This window comes from Variovorax paradoxus, assembly GCF_024734665.1.
Classification (GTDB): domain Bacteria; phylum Pseudomonadota; class Gammaproteobacteria; order Burkholderiales; family Burkholderiaceae_C; genus Variovorax.
In genome coordinates, this window is record NZ_CP102931.1 from 6,880,157 (window position 1) to 6,891,895 (window position 11,739).

An 11,739-nucleotide genomic window follows, 5' to 3' on the forward strand; every position below is an offset into this window, starting at 1 on the left:
TGACTTCTGAATGCATGAAGTGGGAATAAGTCGGCATCATTGGTTTCCGCCGCGTTCGATATTCGATCAGCACGTAATTTCCACATCGGAAAGCGGGACTTGATCAACAAAAATGCGGAGTCAGGTTTGCTGCACTGCAACATCTGCAGCCTGCGAAGCCTATAGTGGTCCGACCTCCTCCAAGCGAAATCGCACTGCCCCACATGTCATCTCTTACATCCGCGGCCCGTCTGGCCAATCCGCTCATGCAGTGGCTCGACCTGGCGCTCAAGACCAACGAGATGCTGCTGTCCTCCGGCTCGGTGATCCGCATCCGGACCGAACGCATCGCCAAGGCCGGGCTTGCGCCCAGCGCGGCCGACCTGGCGGAATTCCAGCTCATGGGCGACGAGAAGCTCGCGGCCGCGAGCGAATCGGGCATTGCGATGGTGAAGCAATGGCACCGCAGCCATTTCTCGCTCGCCAACCGCGTGCTGCAGCAATGGGTTCAGAGCACGACGGCTTTCTTCTCGCTGGCGGGCAGCGTCACGCCAGCCCAGGCGGCTGCGCATGGCGACGCATTCGTGCAGTCGGCGGCCGACACGGTCAACGCCGCGAGCCAGTTTCCGGGCATTGCGGTACGCATAGCGCGCGAAGGCCTCAAGCCGATTCACGCGGCGGCCACCTCCAACGCCCGCCGGCTGGCCGAACTGGAATCGTGATCGAGCAGGCCGCTCAGGCCTTCGCCGGCACCAGCGTCAGCAAAGTGATTTCAGAAGGGGCGCCAAAGCGCTTCGGCGGGCCCCAGTAGCCGGTGCCCCGGCTCACGTACACCCACATGTCGTGCAGTCGGTGCAAGCCCGCCGTAAAGGGCTGCTGCATTGGCACGAACAGGTTCCACGGAAAGAACTGGCCACCGTGCGTGTGGCCCGACAGCTGCAGCTGGTAGCCGGCCGCTGCAGCCAGCACGGCGCTGCGCGGCTGGTGCGCGAGCAGCACGCGCGTGTGCACCAGCGGCGGCGCGTCGTGCAGCGCCAGGTGCGGATCGCTGGCATGCGCAGCATCGAAGTGCCCGGCGGTGAAGTCGGTCACGCCGGCCAGCACCAGCGCGCTTTCGAACAGCTCTTCGTCGGTTTGCGCGCCACGCACGTTGCGCGTCTGCAGCACCACGTGTTCATTGAGCAGCACCTTCAGGCCCAGCCGGCGCAGCTCGTCGATCCAGGCATGCGCGCCTGCGTAGTACTCGTGATTGCCCGTGACCACGAAGGTGCCGTGGCGCGCGCGGAGCCCGGCCAGCGGCGCGATGTGCTCGCGCAGTTCAGGCACCGTGCCGTCGACCAGGTCGCCGGTGATCGCGATGGCGTCGGCACCGAGGCGGTTCACCGCATCGACGATGCGCTGGATATAGGCGCTGCGGATCGTCGGCCCCACGTGGATGTCGCTGAGCTGCGCGATGGTGAAGCCTTCGAGCGCCTGCGGCAGGCCCTGGATGGGCACATCCACCCGCTTCACGCTGGCCGTTCGGCGCGCATTGAGAAAACCGACTACCGACGTGGCCGTGGCCATCGCCAGCACCGCCAGCGCGCTCCATGGCTGCAGGGCGTTCCATTGCACCTGCACGCCGCCCAGCGCACTCGCGAGCCAGGTCAGCAGCAGGCCCGCATCGCGCACCAGCGTCAGTACGAACATCGACGAGAACCAGCCCATGCTGATCAGGCCGACCCACTTGAGTACCTCGCCCGTGGAGACATCGCGCCCGATGCGGCGCGATGCGAAAGGCAGCGGAATCGTCACCGCCGACACCACCAGCGCGAGCAGCGCCAACGGCCATGCGGGCGTGAGCATGGCCAGCGCGGGCAGCAGGCGCAGCGCTATATAGACATGCAACAGCGCGGTCAGGGCGCTCAGGGGACGGATCGGCATCGGGGCAATGGGTTCGGGCACTGCCCGGGATACACCACCTGCAAGGCGCATGCCGCGCATTCAAGATACCGGGAGGCGCCGCAATCGCTATTTTTTCTATAGCGCAAGGCGCCCGGATAGCAGGCATTGTGGCCCGGTGGCGTTAACAAAGCGGGTGCCGGCCGGATGCGGTGCCGGCGCCCACTTTCGTCGCGCTACTGCACCGTGCGCGTGCTGGCCGAAGCCATGTCGGTGCCCGCCGGCCAGACGAAGGTCGCCTTGGTCGGCGCGCCCTGCAGCACGTGCAGCGGCTGCTTCAGCACCTGGCTGCCGAGTCGCGCCTCGACCTCGTAGTTGCCCGGGTCCAGCCGCGCCACCATGAACGGGCCGCCCGACACCACGTTGTCGAGCAGCGCGACACCACTGCTGTCGCGCACCGTCACGTGCACATTGGCCGCGAAGTCGGCGCCTTTGCTTTCCTTGACAGCGAACTCGAAGGTGGCGGGCCAGCGCGGCGACACCGTCTCCATCAACTGGGCCTCGTCACTGCCGATGCCGCCGCTCATGTACTCGACGCCGTGCGCCATGTAGATCGGCGGGTTCACAGCCGCCTGGGCCGACGAAAGCGCGCCGAGCAGAACGGCGCCGCAGAACACCGCAGCCGCCAGCGGCCGCATCGTGCGCGATGATGGAAAACGGGGAGTCATGGTCTGGATCCTTTCCTGGTCGTCGTGGCGAGAAGCCACGGTGCCACTGTGCGGCGCGTGGCTTAGGAAAGGCTGACCGGCCCGCCAGGCCGGGTAGCGGAGCGGCCGACCGCTCAGCGGGCGGCGGAAGTTTGCGCGAGAGCCTGCGTCTGGGGCAGCGCCGGCGTCACCGAAGCCATGTCAAAATTCGACGGCCAGACGAACGACGTGCGCGCCGGCATGCCGGCAATCACCACCAGCGACTGCGTCAGCGTGAGACCGCCGAGCGTCACGTTCACGTCATAGGCGCCCGGATTGAGGCGCGCCAGCATGTAGGGGCCTTGCGACTGCACGTCCATCACGACCTGGCCCGTGTATTTCTGGCGCACTTCGATCAAGGCCTTGGCCGGAAAGCCGGCCACCTGCGCGCCCTTGCCGTCGCTCACGCCGAATTCGATGGTCGCGGCCCAGCGCGGCGACACCATTTCCATGAATGCGGCTTCATCCCTGGCGGCGCCACCGCACATGTATTCGATGCCCTGCGCCACCTGGATGGGCGGGTTCGAGAACGCATGAGCCGAAGTCACGGCCCCGAGGAATGCTGCTGTACCGCCCAATACCAGCGCGGCCAGGGGCCGGCGGAGACGCGTAGGGTTCATTGCTGTGTGGTCCTCGATCTTGCGTGACGTGAAATCCGTCGAGGATTTTGCTTAGCAAGAGTCGGGCTAGATATAGCGTTTACGAGGAACGATCTTCGGATTGGAACTGAATGCTATTGTTTTCATAGCTGATGACGGCCGTGTGACGTGCGTGTGGGCTACTTTTATTAACAGACCTCACGGAAACCCTGATCCGTGCCTTTTCGCTGCGTTATGCGGCGTTTTGGCGTCTGAATCCGCAAGCGTGCAGGGGTGCGCGCCTACAGCGGTGCATCGCGGCGCGCGATATGAACTGCTGAACGGACACACGGAGCTTCAGCCATGACCCTCGAATCGACGATCCAAGAGTTCAAGAAAGTGGACGCCCAGCGGGCGGATTACCCGGGCGAGCACTTCGTGGTGCTGGGTGCGGGCGTATTGCTGCTGCTGGCGGCGGGCCGCAGCCGGTCGTTCCTGACGCGCATCGTGGCGGGCGCAGCGGGCGGTGCGTTGATCGGGCGCGCGGCCAGCGGTACTGGCGGAATCGCAAAGCTGGCGGGGACGTTGCAGAGCGGGGGCCTGGCATGGCCGCGGCGCTGAGCGGGCGGCCGGGAACCGGCCTCGGGTCGCAACGCTATTGGGCGCCGTGCCTGGCGCTGGCGTTGCTGGCGGTGTTTCTCTTCTACGTGGCACTGACGGACTTGCTGAGGGAGCGCGCTGCACGAGCGCCTGTCCAGGCGACCGTGGTCCCCGCGGTTGTTCAGTCGCCGCTGGCAACCGCTCGCTCCAGCGATGCGCTACCGGCGAGCACGGCCGCACTGCCCGTTCGGGCATCCACCTTGCCGGCCGCGCCATCCGCCGCCTCCGATGTGTTGCCCGTAGCGGCAACGCCTGCCCGCCTTGCGGTGATCAAGTGCGTCACGCCTTCCGGCACGGCCGAATATTCAGACGGCCCCTGCACCGAAGGCTCGCAGGTCTCGACTCTGCACCTCCAATGACAAGCGCCCGGCAGGACGTGTCCGCGGCGCCCGAAGCTAAGGCGAAATCGCTTCGCAAAACTCCGCCGTACTGACCACGGTCGCCTGTCTTGGAAAGATCTCGCACAACAGGAACTCGTTCACCTTGGCATCCGGATCGGCGCACGCGTCCGACAGGACGATGACCCGGTAGTCGAGGTCGTGCGCCTCGCGAACCGTGGAAAGCACAACGCCACTGGTGTGTACGCCGGCGAGCACCAGGGTTTCGATGCCCGCGCGCTGCAGTTGGGCATGCAGGTCGGTCGTCGAGAAGGCGCCTACCCGCGTCTTGCGAACAATGATGTCGCCCGGCGCGACGCCCAAATCCGGATGGACGGCGGTCGATGGGGAGTCGAGATGCATATGGGCGCCCGCCGCTTTGACGCGCGCGCCCATGGCGCTGTGCCCGGGAAAGCGCTCGAGGTCGGCCGCATCGAAAGCCACGCGCACGAAGCCCACCTTCGCGCCTCGCGAGCGCATTAGCTGCTGTACCGGCATGACCTTCGCGAACAGCTGTGCCGGATCAGGAAGGAAGCCGAGGATGCCGGGCTGGTAGTCCATGATCAGCAGCGCCGATCGCTGGATCTCTGCGGTTGAAAGCCTGTTCATGGCATTGCCTTGACCTAGATGTAGAGACGCTCGAGCGCGTCCCATTGGGGTTTGCCGACGAGACGCTGGCGCTCGGCGAAAGGGGTTACCAGCGCGGGATCTTCCTCCAGGCGCTTGTCGTCGCGCAGGGCGGTGAGCGCTTTCTGCATGCCGGCCACCGCGCCCTGCAATGCGGCGTTGGCGTACAGCACGAAGCCGTAGCCCAGCGCGCCCAGCTCCTGCGCACCGAAGGTCGGCGTCTTGCCGCCGATCACCATGTTCATGAGCTGCGGCTTGTTCAGCCGCTGGGGCATCGCGCGCACTTCGTCGGCCAGTGTCACGGCTTCGACGAACAGGATGTCGGCGCCGGCCTCGCTGAACTTCTGCGCACGCTCGATGGCGGCCTCGAAGCCGTGCACGGCGGCCGCATCGGTGCGGGCCATGACGAGCAGGTCGCTGTCCTGCCGGGCGTCGACAGCCGCCTTGATCTTGCCGAGCATCTCGTCGGTGTCGATCACCGCCTTGCCCGAGAAGTGGCCGCAGCGCTTGGGGCTGACCTGGTCTTCGAGCTGGATGCAATCGGCCCCTGCCCGCTCGAGCACGCGCACCGTGTGACGCACGTTGAGCGCATTGCCGAAGCCGGTGTCGGCGTCGACCAGCAGCGGCAGGTTCACTGCATCGCGGATGCGCGCCGTGTGCTCGGCGATCTCGTGCAGGCCCATGAAGGCCTGGTCGGGCAGGCCGAGGTACATGTTGGTGACGCCCGCGCCGGTGATGTAGATCGCCTCGAAGCCGAGGTCTTCGATCACGCGCGCCGACATCGCGTTGAACGCGCCCGGCACCAGCACGCCACGGCGTGCATCGGCCAGCCGGCGCAGGGTTTTCTTCGGAGATTCGTTGGTCGTGCTCATTGGGTTCTCAGTCTTCCTTCATGCCGGTGGCCTTCACGACGCCACCGAGCCTTGCGCGCTCTTCGTCGACGAACTTGGTGAAGCTCGCACGCGTGCCGCCGATGGGCTCGATGCCCATGTCTTTCAGGCGCTTGGCCGTCTCCGGCGATTTCATGGCCGCGTCGATCGCGGCGGCCATCTTGTCGAGGATGGCATCGGGCGTGCCGCGCGGCGCATGCACGCCGGCCCAGTGCGCGATGCGGATCTCGGGGAAGCCCTCTTCAGTCGCTGTCGGCAGTTCGGGGTAGGCCGAGATGCGTTGCGTCCACGTGCCCGCCAGCGCCTTCAGCTTGCCGCTCTTGATGTACGGCAGCACCACGATACTGGCCTCCGACGTCGCCTCGACCTGGTTGCCCAGCACCGCGGTGATCGACTCCGAGCCGCTCTTGTAGGGCACCACGTCGAGCTTGCTGCCGTACTTCGTTTCGAGAATGCCTTCGACGAAATGCGGCGTGCTGCCGGTGCCCGCCGTGGCCCAGTGGAAGCCGTTGCCGGCCTTCTTCGACGCGGCGACGAACTCTTTCAGGTCCTTGTAGGGTGCATTGGCCGGCACCACCACCACCGAGGGCGCCAGCGCGATCATGGCCACCGGCACCAGTGCGTCGTCTTTGTAGGGCATGTTCTTCTTGATCATGCTGTTCGACACCACGCCGGCCGCGCTCACCAGGAAGGTGTAGCCGTCGGGCGCGCTCTTGGCGACCACGTCGGCACCGAGGATCGCGCCCGCGCCGGGCTTGTTGTCGATGATCACCGGCTGGCCGAGCTGCTTCGAGGCACCTTCGGCCGCGGCGCGCGCCATCAGGTCGTTGGCACCGCCCGCCGAGAAAGGCACGACGAGCCGGATCGGCTTGGTGGGCCATGTCTGTGCCTGGACGCTCGGAGATAGCGTGCAAGCCAGGGCGGCGGCGGTTGCGCATGTCACTGCGGAAAGGCGACGGAAGTTCACGGTTGGCTCCTGGTTATTTGGGAAAACAAGACCACGGGAGGTCTTATCCAAGGTGCGCAAGCGCTATGCCACAGACCGGATTCGCAAGTCGTTAGATATAAGTCATTGATCCAAAACGAATTTATGACTTTCCTCGGCAGTCTTTCCATGCGTGATGTTTCAGATTCATTTCACTTTTGAAACCATAGAATTTGCCGAATGAATGCACTCGTCCTGCCACCTGCCCATTCGTCCGCCGTGCCTCGCCGGCCTCGCATCGTGGCCGTAGCTCGCCACCGATTGGGCCGCGTGCTGATGCGACTGGTACCCGAGGTGGCGGCGCAGGCGCAAATCGAACTGGTTGGTCTTGCCTTCGACGAGGCTGTCGAAGCGGTGCGCGAACTGCATGCGCGCGCACCGGTCGACGCGGTGGTGGCGGCAGGTGCCAGCGGCGAATGGCTGCGCCAGCATCTGGACATCCCGGTGGCCATGGTGGAGGTACGCGGCTTCGACCTGATGCGCGCACTGGCGGCCGCGCGCGCCCTCTCGCCCCGGGTGGGGCTCGTGTCGTTCGACGGTCCCTCGGAGCATCTGGCGCAGCTCGACGCGCTGTTCGGCATGGGCATCGCCCAGTTCAGCTATCGGGGCGCCGACGATGCCCCCGCCTGCGTGGAGGCGCTTCGCGCGGCTGGCGTCCAGGCAGTGGTTGCGCCCGGCCTGGTCGCCGACCTGGCCGAGCAAGCCGGCATCGCCAGCGTGCTGATGTACTCGGACGATGCCGTGCGCCAGGCGCTTCAGGACGCCATCCATCTTGCGCGCCACAGTCTTGCCGAGCGGGCGCGCCACGAACGGCTGAACACCGTCCTAGGCCAGCTGCAGGACGGCGTGGTCGCGGTGGACTTGCAGCAGCGCATCGAGGCGCTGAACCCGGTCATGGCGGAACTGCTGGGAGCCTCCGTCCAGGAATTGGCGGGCCGCGTGCTGGGCGAGGTGGAGCCCGTGCTGGACCTTGGCGCCACGCTGCGCCTGCGCGAGGCCCCGGCCGAGGAGGTGCTGCAGATCGGCATGCGTACGCTGGTGGTTCGGCGCGCGCCCGTCATGGAAGGCGGCGAGGTCACCGGCGCGCTGCTCGTGTGCCGCGACCCGGCAGTGATCCAGCGCGCGGACCGCCACCTGCGTGCCAACCAGCGGCAGCGGGGCGCACCCACGCGATACCGGCTTGAGGCATTCACAGGCAACAGCCCCCTGGCGCAGCGCGTGCGCGAGCTTGCCGCGCAATGTGCCTCAAGCGAGGCCACGGTCCTCATCGTCGGGGAGAGCGGCACCGGCAAGGAGCTCGTGGCGCAGGGCATTCATACCGCCAGCCGGCGAGCGACGCAGCCGTTCCTGGCCGTGAACTGCGCCGCCCTGGGCGAGAGCCTGCTGGAGAGCGAGCTGTTCGGCTACGAGGAAGGCGCCTTCACTGGCGCGCGGCGCGGCGGCAAGACAGGTCTGGTCGAGGCCGCTCACACGGGCACCCTGTTCCTCGACGAGATCGGCGACATGCCCCTGGCGCTGCAGACCCGGCTGCTGCGCGTGCTGCAGGAGCGGGAGGTGCTTCGCCTCGGGGCGACCGCTGCCGTGCCGGTGGACCTGCGCGTGATCGCGGCCACCCATGCCGACCTCGCATCCCAGGTGGAGCGCGGCCTCTTCCGGCGCGACCTGTACTACCGGCTCGCGGTGCTGCGCATCGAGATGCCTCCCCTGCGCGATCGCGAAGCCGACATCGCGCTCCTGGCGGGCGAACTGATGGCCCGTCGCGCCGGCAAGGCTGGTGTACCTGCAGCGCAAGCATCGGCCTGGCTCGCTGCTTTGCTGGAACTGGCCGCGGGCTACGCTTGGCCTGGCAACGTGCGCGAACTGGAAAACCTGGTCGAGCGCCTGCTGGCGTGCCACAGCTACCTGGCGCCCGCCGGCAACCTGGACCGGGCCCGCCTGCTGGAGGTATTTCCCGAATGCACCCAAGCTCGCCCGGCGCCCGTGCGCGAACGCCTGCTGAAGGGCGCACGACGCGCTGCCGAACTGCGTCGCGTGCGCGAGGTGCTTCAATCGGTGCAGGGCGACCAGGCCAAGGCCTGCGCCGTCCTCGGCATCAGCCGAGCCACGCTGTGGCGGCGGCTGCGCGATGAAGAGAACCCTGGCCCCACGCCAAAGAACACGCGCGCCTAGCGTCACGAGCGATCGCCGGGGGCGACTCCGCGCGTGGCTCGCTCAGGTGGCTGTGCCACGCTGCTGCACCAGGGCCATGGCGGCGAGGCTTTTCAAGCGTCGAGGCTCTTCTGTCCGATCGCCTGAACGACCAGGTCGATGAAGCTTCGCAGCTTCGTGGTCTGCCGCCGATCGGCCTGGAACAGCAGGTGCATCGGCCGGGACAGCGTGTCGTAGTCCGGCAGCACCTGTACCAGCTGTCCAGCGGCCAGCGCGGATCGTGCGAGATCCTCTGCGATGAAGGCGATGCCGAAGCCTTCAAGCGCGGCGGCGAGCAGGGCGTTGGCGTTGTTCGCCTGCAGTCTGCCGCTCGCTGGGATGGCGATTTCACGGCCATCGCGCAGGAACCGCCAATCGGTCGACGGCGAGCGCGTGCCCACGAATGCCAGGCATTCGTGGCCCTCAAGGTCTTTCGGGTGACGTGGCGTTCCCCGTTCCTTCAGGTACGCGGGCGAAGCGCAGGCGAGCAAACGGAAGGGACGCAACGCGCGTGCGGCCAGCAACGAGTCCGCCAGCGGCCCGGTGCGAAAGACGGCTTCGAAGCCTTCTTCCACCAGGTCGACGAAGCGGTCGCTCAGGATGAGTTCGACTTCGACGCCCGGGTTCTGGCGCAGATACATCGAGACCAACGGCATCAGGGTGTGCGTGCCGAATGACACTGGGGCGTTGACACGCAACCGTCCTCGCGGCGTGCCCGTGGCGTCGCTGCCCGCCGCATCGGCCCAATCGGCTTCCGCCAGCACCAACTTGCAGCGCTCGTAGTAGACCTTGCCGACCTCGCTGAGGCTCTGGCGCCGCGTCGTCCGGTTCAGCAGGCGTGCTCCCAGCCGCGCTTCGAGGTAGCCAACGTGCTTGGCGACCATCTGTGGCGACATCGCCAGTGCCGAGGCCGCCGCGGCGAACGAGCCCAGATCCGCTGCCCGGACGAACGTGGCCATGCTGGCGAGACGATCCATTCACTACTCCTGATTGTGAGATTAATGCTCTGATGGCTCATTATTGTCGATACAGATGTTAATACACTGGACTTCATCGACAGTTCGTCGAAGCCACGAAGGAACAGAAATGAAGATCGGAATCATCGGTACAGGCAACATCGGCGGCGCCCTGGCGCGCCGCTTCCGTGCAACCGGCCATGACGTGGCCATTGCCAACTCGCGAGGGCCGGTGTCCTTGCAGGAGCTCGCGCGCGAGACCGGAGCGCGTCCGGTCACGATCAACGAGGTAGTGCAAGGTGCCGAGCTCGTGATGGTGGCCATTCCTATGATGAAGGTCGCGTCCCTGCCCGCGCACTTGTTCGCCGATGCGTCGCCCGGCCTGATCGTCGTGGACACGAGCAACTACTACCCGCGCGAGCGCGACGGTCGCATCGCCGAGATCGAAGCCGGCCTGACTGAAAGCGGTTGGGTGCAGCAACGGCTCGGACACCGCGTGGTGAAGGCGTTCAACTCGATCGTCGCGCAGCATCTGCTCGAGAACGGCCGGCCTGCGGGCTCGCCAGACCGGATTGCGCTCGCGGTCTCAGGCGACGACGTTGGCCAGAAATCTGTCGTCGCGAGGTTGCTGGACGACATTGGATTCGACGCCGTGGATGCGGGCACGATCGCGCAGTCCTGGCGCCAACAACCGGGCACGCCCGGCTACCTGCAGGATTTAGGCGTCGAGGGCGTCCGGGCGGCGCTGCAACAGGCCCGACCGGAGCGCGCCGCGCAATGGACTGCGACGGACGCCAGCCCCGGAACCTACGACGCGCCACGGTGACCTGGCATGAAGATTAACCTCATCAAGCCCATGGAGGCACCATGAACCTCACTCGCCTTCGAGCTGCTGTCGCAATTGCCGCGGCGATGTCTTCTGTCCTCGCCGGAGCGCAGGGTACTTCCACCCAGCCTTCAGACCCCGACCGAACGCCTGAATCGTCGGCTCAAACAGTGTTGCAATCCAAGACCGGTGTGTGGACTTATCCTGGGACCGGAACCGTCAACACCTATTGGATCGAGACACCTGGCGGCGGCCTCGTCGTCATCGACGTTCAACGCGATCTGGTCCACGCCGCGCAGGCACTGGCGGCGGTAAAGGCAGTGGGCAAGCCGGTGCGTGCGATCTTCGTCACCCACGCCCATCCGGATCACTACACCGGGCTCGGCCTGTTCCGGCAGGCCTTTCCGGGCGTCCCCGCTTATTCGTCCAAGGCGACGGCCGATGCGATCCGCAACGACACCTATGGTGCGAACGTGGGAACGCAGGCCGATGCGCCCGATATCACGCCGCGCGACTTTGTGGCCCCTGGCATAACTTTCGACGGCGACACGACCTTGCAGATCGACGGGCTGACGATCATCGCGCGCGAATTGGGCGCGGGGGAGGCGCCTGCCACAACGGCGTACTACCTGCCTTCGACGCGAGAACTGTTCACCGGTGACGCGATCTTCAATCGGCTTCACGGTCCGCTTAGAGAAGCACATACCGGACAGTGGCTTGGGATCATCGACCGACTCGACGCGATGTACCCCAACGTCACCATCGTGCATCCCGGGCACGGCGCCTCGGGTCCGAAGCAGCCTATGTTCGATGACGAGCGACTCTATTTAAGGACTTGCCGCGCGATCGCTGCAGAGGAGATTGTTCGCGGGGGCTTCACTGACTCGGCAAAGGCGGCGACTGTCCAGCGGATCAACGCACGCTTTCCCTACACCAACCCGACGGGCATAAAGGACATCGTCAGCGACAGCGTCGACGGCCTCTTCCGGGAGTTCTCCCAGCCCTCGTCAGCGCCGCTCCCGTGATGCGCGCGTGTCAAGCTAGTTT

At 66.2% G+C, this 11,739-nt stretch carries 13 protein-coding genes; 5 read left to right on the top strand and 8 right to left on the bottom strand.

The genetic code is table 11. The features are described from left to right. The first annotated feature begins 203 nt into the window (after window positions 1-203). Window positions 204-701, top strand: a complete 498-nt coding sequence (locus NWF24_RS32190) for a polyhydroxyalkanoate granule-associated phasin (protein ID WP_258352072.1) — start codon at window positions 204-206, stop codon at window positions 699-701. Window positions 702-714: 13 nt separating this feature from the next. Here the strand turns inward: NWF24_RS32190 and NWF24_RS32195 are convergent, their stop codons facing one another. From NWF24_RS32195 to NWF24_RS32205, 3 genes are all read right to left on the bottom strand, one after another. Continuing rightward, window positions 715-1,962, bottom strand: a complete 1,248-nt coding sequence (locus NWF24_RS32195) for a metallophosphoesterase (protein WP_258352073.1) — start codon at window positions 1,960-1,962, stop codon at window positions 715-717. Between the two features lie 134 nt (window positions 1,963-2,096). Further along, a complete protein-coding gene (locus NWF24_RS32200; protein WP_093174648.1) occupies window positions 2,097-2,588 on the bottom strand; it encodes a hypothetical protein in 492 nt (163 codons plus the stop codon). Between the two features lie 113 nt (window positions 2,589-2,701). Further along, a complete protein-coding gene (locus NWF24_RS32205; protein WP_093057146.1) occupies window positions 2,702-3,226 on the bottom strand; it encodes a hypothetical protein in 525 nt (174 codons plus the stop codon). A 321-nt stretch (window positions 3,227-3,547) separates the two neighbouring features. On the opposite strand from NWF24_RS32205, the gene NWF24_RS32210 reads away from it, so the two are divergent. Further along, on the top strand, window positions 3,548-3,805 hold the full coding sequence (locus tag NWF24_RS32210) for a hypothetical protein (protein WP_258352074.1): 258 nt from the start codon (window positions 3,548-3,550) through the stop codon (window positions 3,803-3,805). A 160-nt stretch (window positions 3,806-3,965) separates the two neighbouring features. Here the strand turns inward: NWF24_RS32210 and NWF24_RS32215 are convergent, their stop codons facing one another. The 4 genes from NWF24_RS32215 to NWF24_RS32230 all read right to left on the bottom strand — a co-directional run bounded on the left by NWF24_RS32215 (window position 3,966) and on the right by NWF24_RS32230 (window position 6,681). Beyond that, on the bottom strand, window positions 3,966-4,118 hold the full coding sequence (locus tag NWF24_RS32215; protein ID WP_258352075.1) for a hypothetical protein: 153 nt from the start codon (window positions 4,116-4,118) through the stop codon (window positions 3,966-3,968). Window positions 4,119-4,239: 121 nt separating this feature from the next. Further along, on the bottom strand, window positions 4,240-4,830 hold the full coding sequence (locus NWF24_RS32220; RefSeq protein ID WP_258352076.1) for a cysteine hydrolase family protein: 591 nt from the start codon (window positions 4,828-4,830) through the stop codon (window positions 4,240-4,242). Window positions 4,831-4,844: 14 nt separating this feature from the next. After that, window positions 4,845-5,720, bottom strand: a complete 876-nt coding sequence (locus NWF24_RS32225) for an isocitrate lyase/PEP mutase family protein (protein WP_258352077.1) — start codon at window positions 5,718-5,720, stop codon at window positions 4,845-4,847. 7 nt (window positions 5,721-5,727) lie between these two features. Further along, window positions 5,728-6,681, bottom strand: coding sequence for a tripartite tricarboxylate transporter substrate binding protein (locus NWF24_RS32230; RefSeq protein WP_375338495.1), 954 nt, complete (start codon window positions 6,679-6,681; stop codon window positions 5,728-5,730). Window positions 6,682-6,903: 222 nt separating this feature from the next. On the opposite strand from NWF24_RS32230, the gene prpR reads away from it, so the two are divergent. Next, a complete protein-coding gene (gene prpR / locus NWF24_RS32235) occupies window positions 6,904-8,892 on the top strand; it encodes a propionate catabolism operon regulatory protein PrpR (RefSeq protein ID WP_258352078.1) in 1,989 nt (662 codons plus the stop codon). 92 nt (window positions 8,893-8,984) lie between these two features. On the opposite strand, the gene NWF24_RS32240 is transcribed toward prpR, so the two are convergent. Continuing rightward, on the bottom strand, window positions 8,985-9,887 hold the full coding sequence (locus NWF24_RS32240; RefSeq protein WP_258352079.1) for a LysR family transcriptional regulator: 903 nt from the start codon (window positions 9,885-9,887) through the stop codon (window positions 8,985-8,987). Between the two features lie 55 nt (window positions 9,888-9,942). Here NWF24_RS32240 and NWF24_RS32245 point away from each other — a divergent pair, with 55 nt between their 5' ends. After that, window positions 9,943-10,692 carry an NADPH-dependent F420 reductase gene (locus tag NWF24_RS32245; protein ID WP_258355392.1) on the top strand — a complete coding sequence of 250 codons (750 nt, stop codon included), beginning with the start codon at window positions 9,943-9,945 and terminating at the stop codon, window positions 10,690-10,692. 41 nt (window positions 10,693-10,733) lie between these two features. Further along, window positions 10,734-11,717, top strand: a complete 984-nt coding sequence (locus tag NWF24_RS32250) for an MBL fold metallo-hydrolase (RefSeq protein WP_258352080.1) — start codon at window positions 10,734-10,736, stop codon at window positions 11,715-11,717. Window positions 11,718-11,739: the final 22 nt, after the last annotated feature.